Raw genomic sequence first — 25,615 nt, 5'->3', positions numbered from 1 at the left:
TTGACCGGACAAGTCGGCACGGCCCCTGCATTCATTGGGGGAGATGCCAAGCGATTGCCGGGCTATCTCACAGTCCCGGGAAATACCGCCGAACCAGAGCCGCTACCGTCGGTCAGACCGTCTAGGCTCAGACAATTCCCCGCTCGCCCGAGGTCGTATCGATGACTCAAGAACCATTAGTTCGCGAAGCAGAGGTGGCCGCATTCCGCGACGCCGTCCTGACCAAACTCACCTACGCGGTGGGCAAAGACCCCGATCACGCCTTTGACCATGACTGGTTCGAAGCCATTGCCCTGGCGGCGCGCGATCACATGGTCGAGCACTGGATGGATCACACCCGGCAGATCTACCGCAAAGGCCAGAAGCGGGTGTATTACCTCTCGCTGGAATTCCTCATCGGCCGCTTGCTCTACGACAGCCTGAGCAACCTCGGTCTGCTCGACGTTGCCCGAGAGGCGCTGACCGAACTGGGTGTCGATCTGGAACGCATTCGCCTGCTGGAGCCTGACGCAGCGCTGGGTAATGGCGGTCTCGGACGATTGGCTGCGTGCTTCATGGAAAGCATGTCCACCCTCGGCATCGCCGGCCATGGCTACGGCATTCGCTATGAACACGGCTTGTTCCGTCAGGCCATCGTCGACGGCTGGCAGCAGGAACAGACCGAACACTGGCTGGATTTCGGTAACCCGTGGGAGTTCGAGCGGCCGGAAGTCGTCTACGCCATCGGTTTTGGTGGCAGCGTTGAAACCGTCACCGATGCCAGCGGTAAGACCCGGCAAGTCTGGTCGCCGGCCGAAACCGTTCGGGCGATTGCCTACGACACGCCGGTCGTCGGCTGGCGCGGGGCAAGCGTCAACACCTTGCGCCTGTGGCGGGCTCGGGCCATGGAAGATCTGCACCTGGAACGTTTCAACGCCGGTGACCACTTGGGCGCCGTGGCCGAGGTGGCTCGTGCCGAAAGCATCTCCCGCGTGCTCTACCCGGCGGACAGCACCGAAGCGGGGCAAGAACTGCGTCTGCGCCAGGAATATTTCTTCGTCGCCGCATCTTTGCAGGACTTGCTCCGTCGTCATCGCAACATGCACACCTCGGTGTTGACCCTGGGTGATCACGCCGCCATTCAGCTCAACGACACCCACCCGTCAATTGCCGTCGCCGAACTGATGCGCCAACTGGTCGACGTCTACGACGTGGCGTGGGATGCGGCGTGGCAGGTCACCGTGGACACGCTGTCGTATACCAACCACACCTTGCTGCCCGAAGCGCTGGAAACCTGGCCGGTGGGTTTGATGGAGCGCATGCTGCCGCGGCACATGCAGATCATTTACCTGATCAATGCCCAGCACATCGATTCATTGCGGGCCAAGGGTATTCACGACTTCGACGTACTGCGTGCGGTGTCGCTGATCGAAGAGGACAACGGCCGCCGGGTGCGTATGGGCAACCTCGCGTTCCTCGGTTCGCATAGCGTCAACGGCGTGTCAGGGCTGCACACGCAACTGATGCGCAAAACCGTGTTTGCCGAATTGCACAAGCTCTACCCGGAGCGGATCAACAACAAAACCAACGGCATCACCTTCCGCCGCTGGCTGTTCCAGGCCAACGCCGAATTGACCTCGATGCTGGTCGATGCGCTTGGCCCGGATATTTTGGACAAGCCGGAAGAACGCCTGCTCGACCTCGAGCCGTTCGCAGAAAAACCGGCCTTTCGCAAAGCCTTCGCCGAGCAGCGGTTACACAGCAAAAAGGCCTTGGCTTATCTGATTCACGAACGGCTGGGGATCGCGGTCAACCCGGCGGCGATGTTCGATGTGCAGGTCAAACGGATCCACGAATACAAACGCCAGTTGCTCAACCTGATGCACACCGTGGCGTTGTATCAGGCGATCCGCGCCGAGCCTGAAATCGACTGGGTGCCGCGAGTGAAAATTTTCGCCGGTAAAGCGGCGGCCAGCTATCACCAGGCCAAGCTGATCATCAAACTGACCAACGACATCGCCCGGGTGGTGAACAACGACCCGACCGTGCGTGGCTTGCTGAAAGTGGTGTTCCTGCCCAATTACAACGTCAGTCTGGCAGAGAGCATTATTCCGGCGGCGGACTTGTCCGAGCAGATATCCACCGCCGGTTTCGAGGCTTCAGGCACCAGCAACATGAAGTTCGGCCTCAACGGTGCCCTGACCATCGGTACGCTGGACGGCGCCAACGTGGAGATGTGCGAGCGTATTGGCGCCGAGCACATGTTCATCTTCGGCCTCAGCGCCCAGCAGGTCGAAGCGCGTAAACAGAACCACGAGTTCAGCGCTGCGCCGGACATCGCCGCGTCCCATCGCCTCAACGATGTGCTGCAAGCGATCCGCAGCGGCGTGTTCTCGCCGGACGACACCTCGCGTTATACAGGGCTGATCGACTCGCTGGTCGATTACGACCGGTTCCTGGTCTGCGCCGACTTCGACTCCTACTGGGAGGCGCAGAAGCGCGTTGAAGAGCTTTGGCACGACAGCAATAAATGGTGGCGTTCGGCGGTGCTCAACACGGCGCGGATGGGCTGGTTCTCCTCCGACCGGACGATTCGCGAGTACGCCACGGATATCTGGAAAGCGCTGGAGTAACTTTGCGCAACAAATGTGCGTAAGGCCCAACGTTTGTTGGGCGGCATCGATATACTGAGCGCCGGTTACCGGATGTATCAGTCACCACAAGACCCCGGTGGGAGCGGGCTTGCTCGCGAAAGCGGTGCATCAGTCAATTTTAATATCGACTGACGACGCCTTCGCGAGCAAGCCCGCTCCCACCGTTAGATTGTGCCTAGACTGAAGCAACTGCCGGGATTGCCCCTTTACGGGGCCGCTTAGGGATATCGACCATGCAATGGATGTTCATGTTGATCGGGCTGGTGCTCGGCTGGCTGCTTGACGAGTCGTTCAGCACGGCGCTGTTGGGTGCTCTGCTGGGACTTGCGAGTGGGCAAACGCTGCGCATCGCCCGGATCGGCACACAGGCCGCCGAACAACAGCGTCAACTTGAACAGGCAAAGGTCGCCTTGCAGGCGGTCGAGCAGCGGCTGTTTCTGCTCGAAGGCACGCCCGTGCAAGCCGCACCGCCGTCGAGTGCGGCTCCGGCCAGTGAACCTGTCGTCGAACCCCAAAACATCGTTGAACAGGCGCCGGCGTCCGAACTGGTTTGGGAACTGCCGCCCGAACTCGAACCGATCTCTTCCGCTGCCGAGGAAACCAGCCAACCGCTGCCGGACGACGTCTGGCGCCTCGAAGCCGTTACCACCGAACCTCAACAACCCGTCGAGCCCCGTGGCCCGAACTTGATCGAGCGTGGCATCAGCGCGGCACGCAACTGGCTGTTCGGTGGCAACACCGTGCTGCGCGTTGGCGTGGTGCTGTTGTTCTTCGGCCTGGCGTTTCTGCTGCGCTATGCCACCGAAGGCATGGTGGTGCCGATCGAACTGCGTTACGCCGGGGTCGCTGCCGCGGCACTGGGCTTGCTGGCGCTGGGCTGGTGGCTGCGGCACCGCAACAGCAGTTATGCGTTGATGCTGCAAGGCACCGGCATCGCGGTGTTGTACCTGACAGTGTTTGCGGCGATGCGCCTGCATCCGTTACTGGAGCCGTCGGCCGCGCTGGGCTTGCTGGTGGCGGTCACGGTGTTCTCGGCGATTCTGGCGATTACCCAGGACGCCCTGGCGCTGGCGTGTGTCGCCGCGCTCGGCGGTTTCGCTGCACCGATTCTGACTTCGACCGGCGCTGGCAACCATGTCGCGCTGTTCAGTTATTTCGCGCTGCTCAACGCCGGCATCCTCGCCATCGCCTGGTTCAAAGCCTGGCGCCTGCTCAACCTGATTGGCTTCGTTGGCACCTTTGGCATCGGTTTTGCCTGGGGGCTGCGTTCTTATGCGCCGCAGCTTTTGTGGAGCACCGAGCCGTTTCTGATTCTGTTCTTCCTGATGTACCTGGCCATTGGCTTGTTGTTCGCCCGCCGAAAACTACTCGACATGCCTGATGCTCCGGCAGACGGCGACCGTGAGGCGCTGCTGCACTGGTCGGCGCGCAAGGGTGACTACGTCGATGGGACGATGCTGTTCGGCCCGCCGATTGTCGGCTTTGGTTTGCAGTTTGCGCTGGTGCAGCATCTGGAGTTCGCGGCGGCATTCAGCGCCCTCGCACTGGGCATGATCTACATGGGCCTGGCCAAAGTGTTGATGGGCGGGCGTGCCGTGCTGCTGGGCGAAACCTGTCTGGCGCTGGGGGTGATTTTTGCCAGTCTGGCGATTCCGCTCGGGCTCGATGCACGTTGGACGTCTGCGGCGTGGGCAGTGGAGGGCACGGGGATTTTCTGGCTCGGCTTGCGTCAGCATCGCCCCTTCGCCCGGGCCTTTGCTTTGCTGTTGCAACTGGGGTCGGCGCTGGCGTTCCTCAGTCAGTTGCGCATCGGCGAGAGCAGTCTGCTCGATGGGGCACCGTTAGGTGCGCTGATGCTCGGCGTCGCGTTGTTGTTCAGCTTCTATCAACTGCGCAAAGCCACGCCGGAACAGGCCTCGCCTTGGGAGCGCCAAGGTCTGCCGGTGCTGGCGTGCCTGGGCCTGACGTGCCTTTACCTGCTGGCGCCGCTGTACTTCTTCATCCAGGGCGCGGCGATCAGTTGGGCGCTGGCCGGTCTGGCGACGTTGTTCGTCGGTCTGCGCCTGCAATCGCGCACGTTCCTGTTCACGGCGTTTGCCGTGCAACTGCTGGGCGGCGCGTTGTTCCTGCTGCGCTTGCAAGGCGGGGGCGTAGATTCGGCCGCGGTTTTCAGCGCCGGCTGGAGCGGTTTGCTCAGTGCCTCCTTGATCGGGCTGGCCCTGATCGCCGGCATGTTGCTGGCCGCTCGCGATGAGATGGTGCGCGCCGATGTGCGTCTGCTGCGCGGCTTGTCGGTGGTGCTGCTGGCCGGTCTGGTGCTGATCAATCTGGCGGTGCTGTTCGTGCTGCCGTGGCAGACCGCGAGTGCGGTGTGGGCCGCCAGCGGTTTGCTGATCATCTGGCTGAGCCTGTACCTCAAGCAGCGGGTGAGTTTTGTTTTCGGTCTGCTGTTGCAGGTGATCGGTGGCGCGGCGTTTTTGCTCGCCGGTTCCGAGTGGCTTGGGCCGTTGGCCAGTGAAGGTTACAAGCCGTTGGCGCACGACGGATTCTGGACGCCGTTGGTGCTGAGCCTGGCCGCGATGATCGGCGCTTGGCGCCTGCAACTGGGTCATCACGCGTCGGCGTTTGATGTGTTGAGTTTGCAGCGTTTGTCCGAGGTGTTGCTGGTGTGGGGCGCCGGTTGGTGGACGTTCGCGTGGGTCAATGAAGTGCTGGGCTTTGCGCCAGTGAATCTTGAAGACTCTCTGCTGTTGCTGGTCGCGGCACTGAGTGTGGCATTGTGGGCGCTGCTGTCACTGCGCTTGAAATGGCCGGCGCTGGGTTTGCTGTGCACCTTGTTGATGCCGGCCGCCGGGCTGGTTTTGCTCATGGCTTGGCATTCGCGTTATCACCCGGCGGCAGACGTCGGCTGGCTGGCGTGGGCTGTGGTGTTCGCGGTGCATTTCCTCAGCTTGCGGCGCTTGGCGCCGATGCTGCCGGCGCGGGCCTTGAGCACTGCGCATGTGCTGGGCTGCTGGCTATTGATCGGCGTGCTGGCGCTGGAACTGCGCTACGGCTTGCTGCTGTTGTCCGAGCAATACAACGCTTGGCGTTGGTTGGGCTGGGCGATTTTGCCGAGCCTGTATCTGTTGCTGGCGGCCGCACCGCGCAATTGGCCTTGGCCCGGCGCCGCGTTTGCCCGCCAGTACCGCTTGTACGCCGCTGCACCGTTGGCGGTGTTGATGCTCGGCTGGTTCTGGCTGGCCAACGGGATCAGCGATGGCAACGCCGAACCGCTGCCTTACGTGCCGCTGCTCAACCCGCTGGAACTGGGCCTGCTGTTTGCGCTGTTCGGCGTTTATGTCTGGTCGCGCAGCACGGTGTCGCAGTTGTCGATCCGACAGGACTACGCCGATTACGCCACGCAACTGATCGCCGGAGTTTCGCTGTTCGCCTTCTGCACCGCGTTGGTGACTCGCGCCGCACATCATTGGGCCGGGATCCCCTTCGAACTCGATCAGTTGCTGGCGTCGATGCTGGTGCAGGCCGGGTTGTCCATTGTCTGGACGCTGATGGCGCTGGGACTGATGATCGGCGGGCATCTGCGTCATCGCCGCGAAGTGTGGCTGATCGGCGCGGCGCTGATTGCGCTGGTGGTGGCCAAACTGATTTTTGTCGAATTGAGCAACCGTGGCGGCCTCGCCCGGATCGTCTCGTTTATCGGCGTTGGCGTGTTGCTGCTGGTGGTCGGCTACTTCGCGCCGCTGCCGCCCAAACGCACCGAAGCTGACCCGGTGGCGGACAAACCGGCCCCGGACACCGAAGGAGTTTCATCTTGAGTCGTATGCTGAATCTGGGTTGGTTGGCGTTGGGCGTGGTGATGACGGCTGGCGCCCAGGAAAAACCGGCGGACTTCGCCACGCAGGTGCCGCTGACCGTCAGTGGCAACGGCCCGTGGTATCGCCTCGAACTGCCGCTGAATGTGCAATTGCAGGCGCGCCAGACCGATCTCAGCGATCTGCGCGTATTCAACGCCGCCGGCGAACCGCAGGCTTACGCCTTGGCCCGCGAATCGGCGCAGACCCGCGACGACGGGCAGTTGCATGACGTGAAGTGGTTCCCGCTGTACAACGCCGCTGACGCCTCGGAGCGCGCACCGAACGTGCGCGTGCAATCGACCACCAACGGCACGCTGGTCGAGGTGCAGCCGTCCAGCCAATTGGAGGCGGGCGAAGAAGTGCTGCGCGGGTGGTTGCTCGACGCGAGTGCGATCAAGGCGCCGTTGCAGCAATTGATTCTCGACTGGACCAGCGAGCGCGACGGCTTTCAGCGCTTCAGCATTGAGGCCAGTGATGACTTGCAGCATTGGCAGGCCTGGGGCGAGGGGCAGGTCGCACGGCTGACCTTTTCCGACGAGCGAATCGAGCAGCATGAAGTGACGCTGCCGGGGCAGTCGGCGCGTTATGTGCGCTTGCTGTGGGATTCACCGAACTCGGCGCCGAACCTGACGTTGGCGCAAGTGAAAAGCAGCGACCCGCGCAATTTGCCGCTGCCGTTGGTCTGGTCGCAGGACCTGGCCGGCAGCAGCACCAAGGCCGGGGAATACACCTGGCAGTTGCCGATGGGGCTGAACGTCGAACGGGTGCAGGTTGAACTCAAAGAGCCGAACAGCCTGGCACCGGTGACGTTGGCGGGGCGGCGCGAGAGTAGTCTGCCGTGGCAGACGTTGAGCAGTGGCTTGCTTTATCGCCTGACGCAGAATGATCAGGACGTGGTGCAGAACGAAATGTCGCTTTACGGGCAGCCCGTTCAGCAGTTGAAACTGACCGTAGATGAGCGCGGCGGCGGCTTGGGAGAGCAGGCGCCGAGCTTGAAATACGCAGTGCGGGCGACGCAGGTGGTCTTTCTGGCGCGTGGCGCAGGGCCGTACAGCCTGGCGCTGGGCAATCCGACGGTGAAAACGGCGAACCTGCCGTTGGCTACGCTGATTCCCGATTTCAAACCGCAGAAACTTGCGACGTTGGGTAAGGCGACGGTGCAGGGCCAAGCCATCAGCACGCCCGCCTCGACAACAGCCACTACGGCAGTTGTTGAAACCAACTGGAAGAAGTTGGGGCTGTGGGCGGTGTTGTTGTTGAGTGTGGTGTTCCTCGGGGTGATGGCGGCGAGTCTGCTGCGTAAACCTCCCGCCAATTCCTGAGAATGGCTGGCGCTGTGCGCCATGCGCGAGCAAGTCCGCTCCCACAGTTGATCTTCAGTGGACACAAGTCTGTATTCAAGGGAGATCCCTTGCTCGCGAAGACGGCCAATCGGTCGAAAAAAAACCGGGCTACCATCCATCCCGTTTCCAACTACGCTAAATCCGGTGCCTGAACTCTCCGGGCCCGATCACGTCTGATAGATGCAATTGCACCCCAACGCACGTTACCGGGCGTCTTTGCTCGCTACGTTTTCAGACTCCCTGTAAACTGCGCGGGTTTTCAGCCCACCATTCCACCGGAGCCGTCCATGTCCCGCGTTACCTTGAGTCGCTATTTGATTGAGCAGACCCGCAGCAACAACACTCCTGCCGATCTGCGCTTCCTGATCGAAGTGGTGGCGCGTGCCTGTAAGGAAATCAGCCACGCCGTGTCCAAAGGCGCCCTGGGCGGTGTTCTGGGCAGCATGGGCACTGAAAACGTACAAGGCGAAGTGCAGAAGAAGCTCGATGTGATCTCCAACGAGATCCTGCTCGAAGCCAACGAATGGGGCGGTCACCTGGCCGGCATGGCGTCCGAAGAAATGGACAATGCCTACCAGATCCCGGGCAAGTACCCGAAAGGTGCCTACCTGCTGGTATTCGACCCACTGGACGGTTCGTCGAACATCGACATCAACGCCCCGGTCGGCACCATTTTCTCGGTATTGCGTTGCCCGAACGAATACCTGAGCCAGAACGAAGCGCTGAACGAAAAAGCTTTCCTGCAGCCAGGCACCGAGCAGGTCGCTGCCGGTTACGCGATCTACGGGCCGCAGACCATGCTGGTACTGACCCTGGGCGACGGCGTCAAAGGCTTCACCCTGGACCGCGAAATGGGCAGCTTCGTGCTGACTCACGAAGACATCACCATTCCTGAGTCCACCCAGGAGTTCGCCATCAACATGTCCAACCAGCGGCACTGGGAAGCTCCGGTGCAGCGCTACGTCGACGAGTTGCTGGCCGGCGAAGAAGGTCCACTGAAAAAGAACTACAACATGCGTTGGGTCGCGGCGATGGTTGCCGACGTGCACCGCATCCTGACCCGTGGCGGTCTGTTCATGTACCCGCGCGACAGCCGCGAGCCGTCCAAGCCGGGCAAATTGCGTCTTATGTACGAAGCCAACCCGATGTCGTTCCTGGTGGAACAAGCGGGCGGCGCGTCCACCGACGGCCACCAGCGTATCCTCGACATTCAGCCGGAAGGTCTGCACCAGCGTGTTGCTGTGTTCCTCGGTTCGAAAGAAGAAGTCGCACGCGCCACGGCCTACCACAAGGCTTAAGCCATGAACGCGCCTTGGCAGCCGTTGCTCGATTGGTGGTTCGGTCACGCCGAATCACCGGACGAAGTTTCGGCTGACAAGGGCAAGCTGTGGTTCGGCAAGAAAGACAGCCAGGACCTCGAAGCGCGTGAGCGGTTCGGGGTCTTTGTCGATCAGGCCCTGGCGGGCGAACTGACCGAGTGGACGCAATGTCCCGAAGGTTGGCTGGCGGTGGTGCTGTTGCTCGATCAACTGCCGCGAATGATCTTTCGCGATTCTCCCAAAGCATTCGCTGGCGATCTGCGCGCGCAGCAACTTGTCGCGCAAGGCATTGCTGCGGATTTCGACCGGCAACTGAAGCCGATTCAACGGGTATTCATCTATCTGGTGTTCGAACACTGCGAAAACCTTGCGGTGCAGAACGAAGCGGTTTCGCGGTTTATCGGTCTGGTGGCTGAGCAGCCGGAGGCAGAGCGTGCGGTGTTTGCCGACAATCTGGATTATGCCGAGCGGCATCAGAAAGTGATTGCAAGGTTTGGGCGGTTTCCGCATCGCAATGCGGTGTTGGGGCGCGAGTCTACGGCTGAGGAGTTGGCGTTTCTTTGCGGGCCGGGTTCCAGATTTTAGATCTCAGTGCGGCTGATGCTGCTTTCGCGAGCAAGCCCGCTCCCACACTGAAATGCATTCCAATGTGGGGCTTGCTCGCGAAGGGGCCAGTGGCAGCGCCTTAGATCCTGAAGCTACCCACCAATTGTTTGAGACGCGCCGCTTGCTGCTCCAGATCCGAGCACGCCCGCAACGTCGCCTGCAAGTTCTCCACACCTTCCTGATTCAGCGTGTTGATCTCGTTGATGTCGACGTTGATCGACTCGACCACTGCCGTCTGCTCTTCAGTCGCAGTCGCCACCGACTGGTTCATCCCGTCGATCTCGCCGATGCGCTGGGTGACGCTGCCAAGGCGTTCGCCGGCCTGGTTGGCGATGCCGACGCTGCTTTCGCTCTCACGCTGGCTCTCGGTCATGATGTTGACGGCCTGACGGGCGCCGACTTGCAGCTCCTCGATCATGCCCTGCACTTGCTGCGCCGAATCCTGGGTGCGGTGTGCGAGGTTGCGCACTTCATCCGCGACCACGGCGAAACCACGCCCAGCCTCACCCGCACGGGCCGCTTCGATGGCGGCGTTGAGCGCGAGCAAGTTGGTCTGCTGCGAAATGCTGGTGATCACTTCCAGAATCTGGCCGATGTTCACCGTGTTGCTGTTAAGGGTTTCGATGTTGCCGCAGGAGTCGCTGATCTTCGCCGACAACTGCTGCATGGCGTGGATGGTTTTATCCACCACCTGCTGACCGTCGACGGCCAGGCTGCGCGCATCGCTGGAGTGCTGCGAGGCGAGGGCGGCATTCTGGGCGATTTCCTGGGCAGCGGCTCCGAGTTGGTTGATCGCGGCGGCGACGCTGTTGGTACGGCTCGCTTGCTGATCGGAGTTGTACATCGACGAGTTCGACGCGGCGACCACGCGCAGGGCGACTTCGTTGACCTGGCCGGTCGCGGAGGCCACTTCGCGGATCGAGGTGTGGATACGTTCGACGAACCGGTTGAACGATGTGCCCAGCGCGCCGAACTCATCGTTGCCGTGGATCATCAGACGTTTGGTCAGGTCGCCTTCGCCTTCTGCGATGTCGTGCATCGCGCGGCCCATGGTCAGCAGTGGTTGCATCAGCACGCGGATCAGCATGCCGAGCAGGGCGATGATGATCACCACGGCGATGACCATGGCAATCAGCGCCGAGGTGCGGAATTCGCTAAGCATCGCGAACGCGGTGTCTTTATCCAGCACCAGCGCCACGTACCAGTCAGCCGATGGCACGCCATTGACGCGGGTGAAGGAAATCAACTGCGTCTTGCCGCCGAACTCGACTTCCTTCAAACCGGGGCTGACGTTTGGCGCACCGTTCGGATAGGCCTCGGCGAGGGTCTTGAGCACCAGTTTGCTGTCCGGGTGGATCAGGATTTTGCCATCGGCGCTGACGATAAATGCGTGACCATGGCCGCCGAAGTTCAGCGAGTTGATGATTGCGCTGACGCTGCTCAGATCGATATCGGCACCGGCGACGCCAATCATCTGGCCCTGGCGCTGCACCGGGGTGGCAACAGTGATGACCAGTTTGCCCGACGACGCGGCGATGTACGGTTCGGTGACGATGGTTTGCTGCGCACTGTCGGCCGCTTTGTACCAGCCACGGGCGCGCGGGTCGTAATCCGGTGCGCGGTTGCCGGCCGGTACCGAGAACATCACGCCATCCGCGCCGCCGAAGTAGCTGAGCTGGAAGTTACCGGTGTAGGCGGGCAGGTCGATGATGCGTTTCAGGCTGGCGGGCGCGTTGCCGTCGGCGACAACTTGCTGGGCCAGCGATTGCAGCAATTGGATGCGGCTTTCCAGCCAGGTCTGGATGTTGCTGGTGGTCAGGCTGCCCAGTTCCTGCATCGAGGCTTCGGTGCTGCTGTTCAGGGCTTCGCGTTGTCGGTAGTCATTGAAAAAGATGAAACAGGCGAACGCAACGGCCACCACGAGGGCGGCAGCCAACAAGATTTTGTGGCTGAATTTCAGGTTTCTGGTCATCGAATGAGCTACCGCGAAGGGGCTGGTCAAGAAAGGGCGGCAATTTGCCACATCTGGGGGCTTTGCGCTGCTCTTGTTTCGACCGCTGCGCGCCAAAGATTAGGCGGCTTTGATGAAAGGCGACGAAATGCTCAATAGCCGCACGAAGTGCCTGATTTTCCGGTAAATGCCGGACGAGTGGCCATATAAATAGCCAACTTGGAAGGGAACCAGAAGAGGGTTTTCTCTTCTAAGCTTCTGGTTGGCACCCTGCCATCCCCCCCTCGCTCCAGGAGTTACACCATGTCGCTGCGATCTATCGCCCTGCTGTCGTTTTGCGTGCTGTTGGCCGCATGCAGCAAGGTCAATCAGGAAAACTATGCCAAGCTTTCGGCCGGCATGGCCAAGGCCGAGGTTGAAACCTTGCTCGGCAAACCCACCGATTGCTCGGGCGCGCTCGGCATGTCCAGTTGCACCTGGGGCGACAAGAACAGCTTTATCAGCGTGCAGTACGCCGGTGACAAAGTGCTGATGTTTTCCGGCCAAGGCCTGAAGTAAACCGGGGCTTCGCGCCCACGGAGAAGAAGAATGAAGCGGTTATTGCTAATCCTTTTTGCCGGCCTGGTACTGGCCGGCTGCGCCACGTCCGGCGTGGACCCTTTGGCGCCGAAAACCGTCAACAGCGTCAATCTCAAGCGTTACCAAGGCACCTGGTATGAACTGGCGCGCTTGCCGATGTATTTCCAGCGCCATTGCGCGCAATCCGAAGCTCGCTACACCCTTCAGCCCGACGGCAACATGGGGGTGTTCAACCGCTGCCTGACAAAAGACTGGGAGTGGCAAGAGGTCAAGGGTACGGCTTATCCGCAGGTTCCGGGCAAGACCGACAAGCTGTGGGTCGAGTTCGACACCTGGTTCTCACGGTTGATACCGGGTGTGGCGAAGGGTGAATACTGGGTGTTGTACGTCAGCGATGACTACAAGACCGCCATCGTCGGCGACCCGAGTCGCAAGTACATGTGGTTGTTGTCGCGTACGCCGACTGTCAACGGCGTGGTGCGTGAGGATCTGCTGAGCAAGGCGCGGCAGCAGGGTTACGACACCACTCGACTGATCTGGCGCACCACGGATCGGCAGATGGCCAAGACGTCGAATTAACCAGCACCGCCTATCAAATGTGGGAGCGGGCTTGCTCGCGAAGAGGGCGTGTCAGTCGACGCAAGTGTTGACCGATACACCGCTTTCGCGAGCAAGTCCGCTCCCACATTTTTTGCGTTGTGTCAGCCTAAAAGCTCGCGCAGGACTTGAGTGAAGGCTCGCGCACTGTCTTCTTCCCCCGCATGCCGCCCATCGCGCACCACCCACTGGCCATTAACCAGCACGTCACGCACCTGACGATCACCGCCGGCAAACAACCAGCGATTCAGAATCCCGTCGCCATTGGCCGTCGCCAGGTACGGATCATTGCCATCGAGCACAATCCAGTCCGCCCGCTTACCGACTTCAAGCGCTCCAATTGGTTGCCCCAGTGCCTGAGCACCGCCCTCCAGCGCGGCGTCGTACAACGTGCGCCCGACCATCGGCTGATCCGCGCCATACAAGCGGTTGCGTCGTTGATCACGCAGACGCTGGCCGTATTCCAGCCAACGCAATTCTTCCACCACGCTGAGTGACACATGGCTGTCAGAGCCGATACCCAGGCGGCCACCTTGAGCGAGGAAGTCCACGGCCGGGAAAATCCCGTCGCCCAGGTTGGCCTCGGTGGTCAGGCACAAACCGGCGATGGCGCGACTCTTGGCCATTAGCGTGACTTCTTCCGGATTGGCGTGAGTGGCATGGACCAGGCACCAGCGTTGATCGACTTCGGTGTTTTCATAGAGCCATTGCAGGGGGCGGCGCCCGCTCCAGCTCAGGCAGTCATCGACTTCCTTTTGCTGCTCGGCGATGTGGATGTGCACCGGGCACTGCTTGTCACTGGCCGCCAGCACTTCGCTGATTTGCTGCGGGGTGACCGCGCGCAACGAGTGGAAGCACAGACCCAACGATTGCGCCTTTTGCTGTGCCAACAGCGGCTGCAAACGTGATTGCAGCTTCAAGTAGTTTTCGCTGCTGTTGATGAAGCGGCGCTGGCCGTCATTCGGGGGCTGGCCGCCGAAACCTGCATGGCTGTAGAGCACCGGCAGCAGCGTCAGGCCGATGCCGCTGTCACTGGCAGCCTGACTGATGCGCAACGCCAGTTCGGCCGGGTCGGCGTACGGCTGACCCTTGCTGTCGTGGTGTACGTAATGAAATTCGGCCACCGAGGTGTAACCGGCCTTGAGCATTTCGATGTACAGCTGTCGGGCGATCACGCCGAGTTGATCCGGGCTGATTTTTCCGACGAGCCGATACATCAGATCGCGCCAGGTCCAGAAACTGTCGTTGGGATTGCCGGCCACTTCGGCCAGCCCGGCCATCGCCCGCTGGAACGCGTGGGAGTGCAGATTGGGCATCCCCGGCAGCAACGGCCCGCTCAGCCGTTCGGCGCCCTCTGCGGTGGAATCGGCCTGGATTTGGGTCAACACGCCATCAGCGCTGACCTCAAGACGTACATGATTGGCCCATCCGTTAGGCAGCAGCGCGCGTTCGGCAAAGAAAGCGGACATGGTTCAGCACCCCATCGTGTGTTATTTGTATATACATATACAGACGTTTGCCTGCTCGGTAAACTCCGGCAAGCTAGCAACCTCTACCGACGAACAAGGATCCACCGTGCCGACTCCGCCTCCAGTTTCCCCGTTGGCCGCGAACATGGGCGACAGTCCGGCGCCCTTGTACGCGCGTGTCAAACAGATGATTACCCAGCAGATCGACAGCGGTAACTGGCCGCCGCACTACCGCGTGCCGTCGGAAAGCGAATTGGTCAATCAACTCGGTTTCAGCCGCATGACCATCAACCGCGCGCTGCGCGAGATGACCGCCGACGGCCTGTTGGTGCGCATGCAAGGTGTCGGCACTTTTGTCGCCGAACCGAAGAGCCAGTCCGCGCTGTTTGAAGTGCACAACATCGCTGATGAAATCGCCTCCCGTGGTCATCGCCATACTTGCCAGGTCATCACCCTTGAAGAAGAGGCCGCCGGTTCCGAGCGGGCGCTGGCGCTGGACATGCGCGAAGGGCAGAAAGTCTTTCACTCGCTGATCGTGCATTACGAAAACGACATCCCGGTGCAAATCGAGGACCGTTTCGTCAACGCGCTGGTCGCCCCGCAATACTTGAAGCAGGACTTCACCCTGCAAACGCCTTACGCCTACCTCAACCAGGTCGCGCCGCTGACCGAGGGCGAGCATGTGGTTGAAGCGATTCTTGCCGAGCCGTCGGAGTGCAAGTTGCTGCAGATCGAGAAAGGCGAGCCGTGCCTGCTGATTCGCCGCCGCACCTGGTCGGGGCGTCAACCGGTGACGGCTGCGCGTCTGATTCACCCAGGTTCTCGTCATCGTCTGGAAGGACGCTTTCATAAATGAATGGTTTGAAAGTTTTACGCGCCGAAGGCTACCCGCGCATGCCGTGGAAGAACGGCGGCGGCAGCACTGAAGAAATCACCCGCGATGCGGGCGCAGGTCTGGAGGGTTTTGGCTGGCGCCTATCGATTGCCGATATCGCGGAGTCGGGCGGTTTTTCGACCTTCGCCGGTTATCAACGGGTGATCACCGTGTTGCAGGGTGACGGCATGACCTTGTGTGTGGACGGTGACGACACCCAGCCTCTGTTACCCCTCGACCCGTTCGCTTTCGGAGGTGAAAGCCAAGTGTCCTGCACGTTGCTTGGCGGGGCGATTCGCGATTTCAACCTGATCTATGCTCCGCAGCGCTACAGCGCACGTTTGCAATGGCTGGACGGCGCGCAGCGGTTTTTCAGCTCGGCGGGGACGCTGCTGGTGTTCAGTGTCAGTGAGTTGCTGCAAGTGACAGTCGGTGAGGACAGGGCACAACTTGGCCGGCATGATTGCCTGCAACTGGACGGTAACACCGGGTTGGTTGAAATCTCCGTCGATGGCGGTTGCTGCGTAATCGAGCTGACAGCACGCTGACCTGAATCGGGTCACACATCCTGTCCATGTATTCACACTTCTTGTTTCCCCGGCGCACCAATTTGTTACCGAACGCCCCAGCGTGGCGCAACACCACGCTTTCGTAACCCTCTCGCAATGCCCCAAACACACCCCCGCGAAAAATTTAACCCACGCCAGAACCCTTGATTCAGGCGTCCTCCAGCCTCGTCCGCTATGTTTCTTGAGCCGCCCTTCAACAAGTTGGCCGCTTGATTGCATATGCTTGTATGTACAAGTAAAGACGTATGCGTATGAGTCGCTCGAGACTCTCTGCAGCGTCCACTGATTCGCTTGCGCGCATTGAAGCGCACAGGCTGCTTGCCCACTGCCAGGGTTGGTTTGAATTGATCGCTGAGGAGTCTTTTTCGTGACTGACAACAAAATGACCGCTGCCCCTTTTACAAAGCACCGTGACGTCGAAATCCGTGCCGCACGCGGTAACAAGCTGACCGCCAAAAGCTGGCTGACCGAAGCGCCGCTGCGCATGCTGATGAACAACCTTGATCCGCAAGTGGCCGAGAACCCGAAAGAACTGGTGGTCTACGGTGGCATCGGTCGTGCGGCGCGTAACTGGGAGTGCTACGACAAGATCGTCGAGAGCCTGACCAATCTCAATGACGACGAGACCCTGCTGGTGCAATCCGGCAAGCCGGTCGGCGTGTTCAAGACTCACAGCAACGCCCCGCGCGTACTGATCGCCAACTCCAACCTCGTCCCGCACTGGGCGAGCTGGGAGCATTTCAACGAACTCGACGCCAAAGGCCTGGCCATGTACGGCCAGATGACCGCCGGCAGCTGGATCTACATCGGCAGCCAGGGCATCGTCCAGGGCACCTACGAAACCTTCGTTGAGGCCGGTCGTCAGCACTACAACGACAACCTTACCGGCAAGTGGGTCCTGACCGCCGGGCTGGGCGGCATGGGTGGCGCTCAGCCTCTGGCCGCAACCCTGGCCGGCGCTTGCTCGCTGAACATCGAATGCCAGCAGGTCAGCATCGATTTCCGCCTGAAAAGCCGTTACGTCGACGAGCAAGCCACTGACCTCGACGACGCCCTGGCGCGCATCGACAAGTACACCAAAGAAGGTAAAGCGATTTCCATCGCGCTGCTGGGCAACGCCGCTGAAATTTTGCCGGAACTGGTCAAGCGTGGCGTGCGCCCGGACATGGTCACCGACCAGACCAGCGCCCACGACCCACTCAACGGCTACCTGCCGGCCGGCTGGAGCTGGGACGAATACCGCGCCCGCGCCAAGACCGAACCTGCCGCTGTGATCAAAGCCGCCAAGCAGTCGATGGCCGTGCACGTCAAAGCGATGCTGGAATTCCAGAAGCAAGGCATCCCGACCTTCGACTACGGCAACAACATCCGTCAGATGGCTCAGGAAGAAGGTGTTGAAAACGCATTCGACTTCCCGGGTTTCGTACCGGCCTATATCCGTCCGCTGTTCTGCCGTGGCATCGGTCCGTTCCGTTGGGCGGCCCTGTCGGGCGATCCACAGGATATTTACAAAACCGACGCCAAGGTCAAAGAGTTGATCCCGGACGACGCCCACCTGCACAACTGGCTGGACATGGCCCGTGAGCGCATCAGCTTCCAGGGCTTGCCGGCGCGTATCTGCTGGGTTGGCCTGGGCCTGCGCGCCAAGCTGGGTCTGGCATTCAACGAAATGGTCCGTAGCGGCGAGTTGTCGGCGCCGATCGTGATCGGTCGTGATCACCTCGATTCCGGCTCGGTGGCCAGCCCGAATCGTGAAACCGAATCGATGCAGGACGGTTCCGACGCCGTGTCCGACTGGCCTCTGCTCAACGCTCTGCTCAACACCGCGAGCGGCGCGACCTGGGTGTCCCTGCACCACGGCGGCGGCGTGGGCATGGGCTTCTCCCAGCACTCGGGCATGGTGATTGTCTGCGACGGTACGGACGAAGCGGCCGAGCGTATCGCCCGCGTGCTGCACAACGACCCGGCCACGGGTGTCATGCGTCACGCCGATGCCGGTTACCAGATCGCCATCGACTGCGCCAAGGAACAGGGCCTGAACCTGCCGATGATTACCGGTCAATAAACGCAACTCTGTGGGAAATGCTTTGGGTGGGGGTGGGCTTGCTCACGAATGCGGTGGATCAATCAGCACATGTTTCGAATGTGCCGACCCCTTCGCGAGCAAGCCCGCTCCCACCAAAAGCAACCCACGCAAGACGCTCAGTGAACTCGAATAACAATCCACAGAGGTTGAATCATGGCTGTTAACCCTGATCGTGCAGGCAACAAACCGTTGATCGAAAGGCGTTCGATCGACTACATCCCGGAAGCGGAAAGACACGGTCGTCTGTTTAGCCAATTCACCCTGTGGATGGGTGCCAACCTGCAAATCACCGCGATTGTCACCGGGGCGTTGGCCGTGGTGCTGGGCGGTGATGTGTTCTGGTCGTTGATCGGTCTGTTGATCGGTCAACTGCTGGGCGGCGGGGTGATGGCACTGCATGCGGCGCAAGGGCCGAAGCTCGGTCTGCCGCAGATGATTTCCAGCCGTGTGCAGTTCGGCGTTTATGGCGCGGCCATCCCGATTGTGTTGGTGTGCCTGATGTACCTGGGTTTCACCGCTACGGGCACGGTGCTTTCCGGCCAGGCGCTGGGCCAGTTGTTTGGCGTCAGCGACAGCATCGGCATTCTGATCTTCGCCAGTGTCATCGTGCTGGTCACGGTGATGGGTTATCGGGTGATCCACTGGATTGGCCGCGTCGCCAGCGTCATTGGCGTGATTGCTTTCGTATTTCTGTTCTGGCGTCTGATGAGCCAGACCGACGTCGGTGCACTCCTGCAAATCCGTCACTTTAGCTGGAGCAGTTTTTTGCTGGCGGTGTCGCTCGCGGCGTCCTGGCAGATCGCTTTCGGCCCTTACGTGGCGGACTACTCACGCTACCTGCCGAGCAAGACGTCAGCGGTGAAAACCTTTTTCGCTGCGGGCGCCGGTTCGGTGATTGGCGCACAAGTGGCGATGATCCTTGGTGTGTTCGCTGCCGCTTCAGCCAACGGCCAGTTCGCCGGCCATGAAGTGGCTTATATCGTCGGTCTGGGCGGAACCGGTGCCACCGCTGCGTTGCTGTATTTCAGCATCGCGTTCGGCAAGGTCACCATCTCGACGCTGAACTCCTACGGCAGCTTCATGTGCATCGCGACCATCATCAGCGGTTTCCGTGGCCACCTGACGGTGTCGCGCTTGCAGCGTCTGGTTTTCGTGGTGGTCATCGTCGGGGCGGCAACGCTGATCGCATTGCTCGGTCAGCACTCGTTCCTCGGTGCGTTCAAGTCCTTCATTCTGTTCCTGCTGGCGTTTTTCACGCCTTGGAGCGCGATCAACCTGGTCGACTACTACTGCATCACCCGCGAGCGCTATGACGTGCCGGCACTGGCCGATCCAAATGGTCGCTACGGCCGCTGGAACGTCCTCGGTATCAGCGTCTATGTGTTCGGTGTGCTGGTGCAACTGCCGTTCATTTCCACCAAGTTCTACACCGGCCCGCTGGTGGCCGCCCTCGGCGATGTGGATATTTCCTGGATCATCGGCCTGGTGCTGCCCGCCGCCCTTTATTACGTGTGCGCAAAAAAATGGCACAGCACGGTGCCCGATCACCTGATTCTGCCGGTCGAGCAGGACAGCCATGCACAACCTGAGAAAAACAGGGCCAGTCGCGCTGCGGCGCAGGCCTGATTGGACGTGGACAGGGCTGGATGCCTCTTGACTGCCGTAAGCCCAACTCATGATTAGGAGCGTCACGACAATGAAATCGAACAAGACCCTGCTGACCACACTGCTTTCGATGGGCCTGCTCGCCAGTGCCGGCGCCACCCAGGCGGCCGGCTGGTGCGAATCGGGCAAACCGGTGAAATTCGCCGGGCTGAACTGGGAAAGCGCCATGCTGCTGACTGACGTGCTGCAAGTGGTGCTGGAGAAAGGTTACGACTGCAAGACCGATAGCTTGCCGGGCAACTCCATCACCATGGAAAACGCCCTGAGCAGCAACGACATTCAAGTGTTCGCCGAAGAATGGGTCGGCCGCAGCGAGGTCTGGAACAAGGCCGAGAAGGCCGGCAAGGTCGTTGGTGTCGGCGCGCCGATCGTGGGCGCCGTTGAAGGCTGGTACGTGCCGCGCTACGTGATCGAAGGCGACGCCAAGCGCAAGCTTGAGCCCAAAGCCCCGGACCTGAAAAACATCGCAGACCTGGGCAAATACGCCGCCGTGTTCAAGGACGCTGAAGAACCTTCCAAAGGCCGTTTCTACAACTGCCCGGCTGGCTGGACCTGCGAACTGGACAACAGCGAAATGCTCAAAAGCTATGGTCTGGAAAGCAGCTACACCAACTTCCGTCCGGGCACCGGCCCGGCGCTGGATGCGGCGGTGTTGTCGAGCTACAAGCGTGGTGAACCGATCCTGTTCTACTACTGGTCGCCGACCCCGCTGATGGGCCAGATCGACGCGGTCAAGCTCGAAGAAAAACCGGGCGTCGACAAGACAGTGAGCATCAAGGTCGGCCTGTCGAAAACCTTCCACGAGCAAGCCCCGGAACTGGTGGCCGTGCTGGAAAAGGTCAACCTGCCGATCGACCTGCTGAACCAGAACCTGGGACGCATGGCGAAGGAACGTATCGAGTCGCCGAAACTGGCGAAAATCTTCCTCAAGGAACATCCTGAAGTCTGGCACAAGTGGGTGAGCGACGACGCCGCCAGGAAAATCGACGCGGCCTTGTAGGTTGAGCTTCTCCGGCTGCCGGCATCGGCAGTCGGACGCTTGATCGCAACCCCTTGATTGAGAGTCTCTTATGTTTCCCGAAAGCTTTACCTTTTCCATCGCCGACTGGGTCAACGGTTGGGTCGATTCGCTGGTCACCAACTACGGCGATGTGTTCCGCCATATCTCCGACACGCTGCTGTGGGCCATCGTCAACCTCGAAGGCATGCTGCGTGCAGCACCCTGGTGGTTGATGCTGGCGATCGTCGGCGCCGTGGCCTGGCACGCCACACGCAAAGTGGCGACCACCGCGGTGATCGTCGGTTTGCTGTTTCTGGTGGGCGCTGTCGGCCTGTGGGACAAGCTCATGCAAACCCTGGCGCTGATGATGGTCGCGACGATCATTTCGGTGCTGATCGGCATCCCGCTGGGGATTCTCTCGGCACGCAGCAATCGCCTGCGTTCGGTGTTGATGCCGCTGCTCGACATCATGCAAACCATGCCCAGCTTCGTGTACCTGATCCCGGTGCTGATGCTGTTCGGTCTGGGCAAGGTGCCGGCGATTTTCGCGACCGTCATCTACGCCGCACCACCGCTGATTCGCCTGACTGATCTGGGCATTCGCCAGGTCGACGGCGAGGTGATGGAGGCCATCAACGCTTTCGGCGCCAACCGCTGGCAGCAACTGTTCGGCGTGCAACTGCCGCTGGCCCTGCCAAGCATCATGGCCGGGATCAACCAGACCACCATGATGGCCCTGTCGATGGTGGTGATCGCCTCGATGATCGGTGCCCGGGGTCTGGGTGAAGACGTACTGGTGGGCATTCAGACCCTCAACGTCGGACGCGGCCTCGAAGCCGGTCTGGCGATCGTGATTCTCGCAGTGGTCATCGACCGCATTACTCAGGCATACGGTCGGCCACGGCATGAGGTGAGCAAATGAACGACGCAACCGTGAGCAAGATCGAAGTCAAAAACGTCTTCAAGATTTTCGGCAACCGTGCCAAGGACGCACTGGCGATGGTCGGCCAGGGCAAGACCAAGGATCAGGTACTGAGCGAAACCGGTTGCGTGGTCGGGGTCAATGACCTGTCGCTGAGCATCGGCACCGGCGAGATCTTCGTGATCATGGGCCTGTCCGGCTCGGGCAAATCGACCCTGGTGCGCCACTTCAATCGTCTGATCGACCCGACCAGCGGCGCGATCCTGGTCGACGGCGTGGACATCCTGCAATACGACATGGATGCCCTGCGCGAATTTCGTCGGCACAAGATCAGCATGGTGTTCCAGAGCTTCGGCCTGCTGCCGCACAAGACCGTCCTCGACAACGTCGCCTACGGCCTGAAAGTGCGTGGCGAGAGCAAGCAGATGTGTAACGAGCGTGCGCTGCACTGGATCAATACCGTGGGCCTCAAGGGCTACGAAAACAAATACCCGCACCAACTGTCCGGTGGCATGCGCCAGCGTGTCGGCCTGGCCCGGGCTCTGGCGGCGGACACCGACATCATCCTGATGGACGAAGCGTTCAGCGCCCTGGATCCGTTGATCCGCGCCGAGATGCAAGACCAGTTGCTGGAGCTGCAAAAGACCCTGCACAAGACCATCGTCTTCATCACCCACGACCTCGACGAAGCCGTGCGCATCGGGAATCGCATTGCAATTCTCAAGGATGGCAAGCTGATTCAGGTCGGCACGCCAAGAGAAATCCTGCATTCGCCGGCTGATGAATATGTCGACCGGTTCGTGCAGCGGCGGGCGGCGGTGGTTTAGGCAGTTTTGTGTTGGCTGGTCCGGCCCCTTCGCGAGCAAGCCCGCTCCCACATTTGGAATGCGTCCCCTGTGGGAGCGGGCTTGCTCGCGAAGGCGTCGGTAAAGCTGCATCAATATTACGGTTGAGGTTTTAGATGTCCCAGGCTGAAAAAATCGTTATCACTGGCAGCCCCCTGCGTTGGCAGGACGTGGTCGCCGTCGCCCGGCACGGCGCGCAATTGGAGTTGTCGAGCGAGACCTGGGCGCGCATCGAAAACGCTCAGGGTATCGTCCAGCGCATCGTCGAAAGCGGCGAGCGCGCGTATGGCGTCAACACTGGTCTGGGCGGGTTGTCCAACGTCTCGCTCAAAGACGAACAACTCAGCCAGTTGTCGCGCAATACCTTGCTCAGCCACGCCTGCGGCGTTGGTCCGGTACTGCCTGACGAACAGACCCGCGCGATCATCTGCGCGGCGATCCACAACTACAGCCACGGCAAATCCGGCATTCATCGGCGGGTGGTCGAAGGGCTGCTGGCGCTGCTCAATCGCGGCATCACCCCGCAAGTGCCGTCGCAAGGTTCGGTGGGTTACCTGACCCACATGGCACACATCGGCATCGCGCTGCTGGGCGTGGGCAATGTCAGCTATCGCGGCCAGATCACCTCGGCGCAACAGGCGTTGGCCGAAGAGGGGCTGCAACCGGTGCCACTGGGGGCGAAGGACGGTTTGTGCCTGGTCAACGGCACGCCTTGCATGACCGGCCTCAGTTGCCTGGCGATTGCCGATGCCACGCGTCTGCTGCAATGGGCCGACGTGATCGGCGCGATGAGTTTCGAAGCCCAGCGCGGACAGATTGCGGCGTTCGATGCCGAGATCATCGCGCTCAAGCCGCACCCGGGCATGCAGCAGGTTGGTGTCAATCTGCGCGCCCTGCTCGACGGCAGTGAAGTGATCGCCTCAAGCAAAGGCATTCGCACGCAGGACGCCTTGAGTATCCGTTCGATCCCGCAGGTGCATGGCGCCGCGCGCGATCAACTGGCGCACGCGATCAAGCAGGTCGAAGCCGAACTCAACGGCTGCACTGACAATCCGTTGCTGCTCGGTACGCCGGATAACTTCCGGGTCATGTCGCAAGCCAATCCGCACGGCCAGTCGGTGGCGATGGCGGCGGATCTGCTGGCAATCGCCATGGCCGAAATCGGCTCGATTGCCGAACGTCGTCTCGATCGCTTGGTCAACCCGCACGTCAGCGGTTTGCCGGCGTTTCTGGTGGCCAACCCGGGGGTGAACTCGGGGATGATGATCGTGCAATACGTCGCCGCGTCGCTGTGTGCCGAAAACCGTCAATTGGCGCAGCCGGCGGTGCTCGACAACTACATCACCTCAGGCTTGCAGGAAGACCACCTGAGCATGGGCACCAACGCTGCGCTGAAGCTGCACCGCGCCCTGGAAAACTGCACGCAGATCCTCGCCATCGAATATCTGCTGGCGGCGCAGGCGTTTGAATTCTTGAAAGAGCAGCGTTTTGGCGCGGGCACTGATATCGCGTGGCGCCTGCTGCGTGAGAAAGTCCCGGCCTACGATCAGGACCGCTGGCTGGCGCCGGATATCGCCGCTGCTGCGAGCGTTTTGAAAGATACGAACGCGCTGCACAACGTCTTACCGAATCTGCACTGACAAACACCCATACCAGCGTGCCAAGGCGCGGATCGTCCACAAGACGAGAAACGACGGATAACGGAATGCTCCGGAGCGACTGGTAGTTAATAACAAACTCTCAAAAGGAGCATTTAAATGACTGCGCTGAACCTGATCCCCGGCCAACTGAGCCTGGCCCAACTGCGTGATGTTTTTCAAAACCCGGTCAAGCTGACCCTCGACAACAGTGCATCAACGCAGATCGAAGCCAGCGTTGCCTGCGTCGAGCAGATCCTCGCCGAGAACCGCACAGCCTACGGCATCAACACCGGTTTCGGCCTGCTGGCCTCGACCCGCATCGCCAGCGAAGACCTGGAAAACCTTCAGCGTTCGCTGGTGTTGTCCCATGCCGCCGGTGTCGGTGAGCCGATCAGCGATGCGCTGGTGCGGCTGGTTATGGTGCTCAAGGTCAACAGCCTCAGCCGTGGTTTCTCCGGCATCCGCCGTGTGGTGATCGATGCGCTGATCGCGCTGATCAACGCCGAGGTTTATCCGCACATTCCGCTCAAGGGGTCGGTGGGCGCATCCGGCGACCTCGCGCCACTGGCGCACATGTCGCTGGTGCTGCTGGGCGAGGGCAAGGCGCGGCACAAGGGCGAGTGGATGGAGGCGACCGAAGCGCTGAAAGTCGCCGGTCTGACGCCGCTGACGCTGGCGGCGAAGGAAGGTCTGGCGCTGCTCAACGGTACTCAGGTGTCTACTGCGTTTGCGCTGCGCGGTCTGTTTGAAGGTGAAGACCTGTTCGCTGGCGCCTTGGCGCTGGGCGGTTTGACGGTTGAAGCGGTGCTCGGTTCGCGCTCGCCGTTCGACGCGCGTATCCACGCCGCCCGTGGTCAGAAAGGCCAGATTGACGCCGCTGCCGCTTACCGTGATCTGCTCGGTGAGCGCAGCGAAGTATCCGACTCGCACCAGAACTGCGAAAAGGTTCAAGACCCTTACTCGCTGCGCTGCCAGCCGCAAGTCATGGGCGCGTGCCTGACCCAGTTCCGTCAAGCGGCTGAAGTGCTGGCGATCGAAGCCAACGCCGTGTCGGATAACCCGTTGGTGTTCGCCGCTGAAGGCGATGTGATTTCCGGCGGTAACTTCCACGCCGAACCGGTTGCCATGGCCGCTGACAACATGGCCCTGGCCATCGCTGAAATCGGCTCGCTGAGCGAACGCCGCATCTCGCTGATGATGGACAAGCACATGTCGCAACTGCCGCCGTTCCTGGTGGCCAATGGCGGCGTGAACTCCGGTTTCATGATCGCCCAGGTGACGGCGGCAGCGCTGGCCAGCGAAAACAAGGCGCTGTCCCATCCGCACTCGGTGGACAGCCTGCCGACGTCGGCCAACCAGGAAGACCACGTCTCGATGGCCCCGGCGGCCGGCAAGCGTCTGTGGGAAATGGCCGAGAACACCCGCGGGATTCTTGCGGTGGAGTGGCTGGCGGCGGCGCAGGGCCTGGACTTGCGTAACGGTCTGAAAACCTCGGCGAAGCTGGAACAGGCCCGGGCGATTTTGCGTAAAGAAGTGCCGTTCTATGAGAAGGATCGGTTCTTTGCGCCGGACATCAATGCCGCGACTGAGTTGTTGGCATCGCGTTGCTTGAGCGAGCTGGTTCCTGCCAGGCTTTTGCCGAGCCTGTGATGGCCTTTTC

18 protein-coding genes and 1 pseudogene are annotated in these 25,615 nt (G+C 61.0%); 16 read left to right on the top strand and 3 right to left on the bottom strand.

Going from position 1 to position 25,615, the window contains the following annotated elements; genetic code table 11:
• The first annotated feature begins 161 nt into the window (after window positions 1–161).
• From AACY11_RS12095 to AACY11_RS12075, 5 genes are all read left to right on the top strand, one after another.
• Window positions 162–2,612 (top strand): glycogen/starch/alpha-glucan phosphorylase, encoded by a 2,451-nt coding sequence (locus tag AACY11_RS12095; RefSeq protein WP_339432989.1) that lies wholly within the window; start codon window positions 162–164, stop codon window positions 2,610–2,612.
• Between the two features lie 254 nt (window positions 2,613–2,866).
• Window positions 2,867–6,451, top strand: a complete 3,585-nt coding sequence (locus tag AACY11_RS12090; RefSeq protein WP_339494844.1) for a DUF2339 domain-containing protein — start codon at window positions 2,867–2,869, stop codon at window positions 6,449–6,451.
• The gene (locus tag AACY11_RS12085; protein ID WP_339494842.1) at window positions 6,448–7,812 is read left to right on the top strand and encodes a DUF3999 domain-containing protein; all 1,365 of its coding nucleotides are present in this window, start codon (window positions 6,448–6,450) and stop codon (window positions 7,810–7,812) included. Before AACY11_RS12090 ends, AACY11_RS12085 begins: the two co-directional genes overlap by 4 nt.
• Window positions 7,813–8,120: 308 nt before the next feature.
• Complete coding sequence (locus AACY11_RS12080; RefSeq protein ID WP_187678860.1) at window positions 8,121–9,131, top strand: class 1 fructose-bisphosphatase; 1,011 nt, start codon at window positions 8,121–8,123, stop codon at window positions 9,129–9,131.
• 3 nt (window positions 9,132–9,134) lie between these two features.
• Entirely contained in the window at window positions 9,135–9,737 is a 603-nt protein-coding gene (locus tag AACY11_RS12075; protein ID WP_339432986.1) for a DUF924 family protein, read from the top strand.
• A 100-nt stretch (window positions 9,738–9,837) separates the two neighbouring features.
• On the opposite strand, the gene AACY11_RS28390 is transcribed toward AACY11_RS12075, so the two are convergent.
• Window positions 9,838–10,602, bottom strand: a complete 765-nt coding sequence (locus AACY11_RS28390) for a methyl-accepting chemotaxis protein (protein ID WP_401139223.1) — start codon at window positions 10,600–10,602, stop codon at window positions 9,838–9,840.
• Window positions 10,603–10,695: 93 nt separating this feature from the next.
• A pseudogene (locus AACY11_RS28385) lies at window positions 10,696–11,730 on the bottom strand (cache domain-containing sensor histidine kinase); the annotation flags it as partial.
• A 282-nt stretch (window positions 11,731–12,012) separates the two neighbouring features.
• Between AACY11_RS28385 and AACY11_RS12065 the strand changes: the two are divergent.
• Together AACY11_RS12065 and AACY11_RS12060 are read left to right on the top strand one after the other, a co-directional pair.
• The gene (locus AACY11_RS12065) at window positions 12,013–12,267 is read left to right on the top strand and encodes a lipoprotein (protein ID WP_042557222.1); all 255 of its coding nucleotides are present in this window, start codon (window positions 12,013–12,015) and stop codon (window positions 12,265–12,267) included.
• A 30-nt stretch (window positions 12,268–12,297) separates the two neighbouring features.
• Window positions 12,298–12,867, top strand: a complete 570-nt coding sequence (locus tag AACY11_RS12060; RefSeq protein ID WP_221733125.1) for a lipocalin family protein — start codon at window positions 12,298–12,300, stop codon at window positions 12,865–12,867.
• Between the two features lie 122 nt (window positions 12,868–12,989).
• On the opposite strand, the gene AACY11_RS12055 is transcribed toward AACY11_RS12060, so the two are convergent.
• Window positions 12,990–14,354, bottom strand: a complete 1,365-nt coding sequence (locus tag AACY11_RS12055; protein WP_339432984.1) for a formimidoylglutamate deiminase — start codon at window positions 14,352–14,354, stop codon at window positions 12,990–12,992.
• A 145-nt stretch (window positions 14,355–14,499) separates the two neighbouring features.
• On the opposite strand from AACY11_RS12055, the gene hutC reads away from it, so the two are divergent.
• The 9 genes from hutC (at window position 14,500) to hutH (AACY11_RS12010) (ending at window position 25,605) form a co-directional block, all read left to right on the top strand.
• A complete protein-coding gene (hutC, locus tag AACY11_RS12050; protein WP_221733185.1) occupies window positions 14,500–15,210 on the top strand; it encodes a histidine utilization repressor in 711 nt (236 codons plus the stop codon).
• Entirely contained in the window at window positions 15,207–15,776 is a 570-nt protein-coding gene (locus AACY11_RS12045) for a HutD/Ves family protein (RefSeq protein WP_339432983.1), read from the top strand. The genes hutC and AACY11_RS12045 overlap by 4 nt, the downstream gene beginning before the upstream one ends.
• Before the next feature lie 403 nt (window positions 15,777–16,179).
• Window positions 16,180–17,862: a urocanate hydratase gene (hutU, locus tag AACY11_RS12040; protein ID WP_339432999.1), complete on the top strand. Its 1,683-nt coding sequence runs from the start codon at window positions 16,180–16,182 to the stop codon at window positions 17,860–17,862.
• A 174-nt stretch (window positions 17,863–18,036) separates the two neighbouring features.
• Window positions 18,037–19,509 (top strand): purine-cytosine permease family protein, encoded by a 1,473-nt coding sequence (locus AACY11_RS12035; protein ID WP_339494841.1) that lies wholly within the window; start codon window positions 18,037–18,039, stop codon window positions 19,507–19,509.
• 70 nt (window positions 19,510–19,579) lie between these two features.
• Window positions 19,580–20,548, top strand: a complete 969-nt coding sequence (locus AACY11_RS12030; protein ID WP_339432981.1) for an ABC transporter substrate-binding protein — start codon at window positions 19,580–19,582, stop codon at window positions 20,546–20,548.
• Window positions 20,549–20,618: 70 nt separating this feature from the next.
• Entirely contained in the window at window positions 20,619–21,470 is an 852-nt protein-coding gene (locus AACY11_RS12025; protein WP_221733120.1) for an ABC transporter permease, read from the top strand.
• Window positions 21,467–22,297, top strand: a complete 831-nt coding sequence (locus AACY11_RS12020; RefSeq protein ID WP_339432980.1) for a quaternary amine ABC transporter ATP-binding protein — start codon at window positions 21,467–21,469, stop codon at window positions 22,295–22,297. Before AACY11_RS12025 ends, AACY11_RS12020 begins: the two co-directional genes overlap by 4 nt.
• A gap of 134 nt (window positions 22,298–22,431) precedes the next feature.
• Entirely contained in the window at window positions 22,432–23,955 is a 1,524-nt protein-coding gene (hutH, locus tag AACY11_RS12015; RefSeq protein ID WP_339494840.1) for a histidine ammonia-lyase, read from the top strand.
• A 117-nt stretch (window positions 23,956–24,072) separates the two neighbouring features.
• Window positions 24,073–25,605 carry a histidine ammonia-lyase gene (gene hutH, locus AACY11_RS12010; RefSeq protein ID WP_339494838.1) on the top strand — a complete coding sequence of 511 codons (1,533 nt, stop codon included), beginning with the start codon at window positions 24,073–24,075 and terminating at the stop codon, window positions 25,603–25,605.
• The last annotated feature ends 10 nt before the right edge of the window (window positions 25,606–25,615 follow it).

The sequence above is a fragment of the Pseudomonas sp. RA_105y_Pfl2_P56 genome (assembly GCF_963970845.1).
GTDB classification, from domain to species: Bacteria; Pseudomonadota; Gammaproteobacteria; order Pseudomonadales; family Pseudomonadaceae; genus Aquipseudomonas; species Aquipseudomonas baetica_A.
Note: the sequence above shows the minus strand (reverse complement) of the source record. Positions and strands in the feature narration are given on the sequence as shown.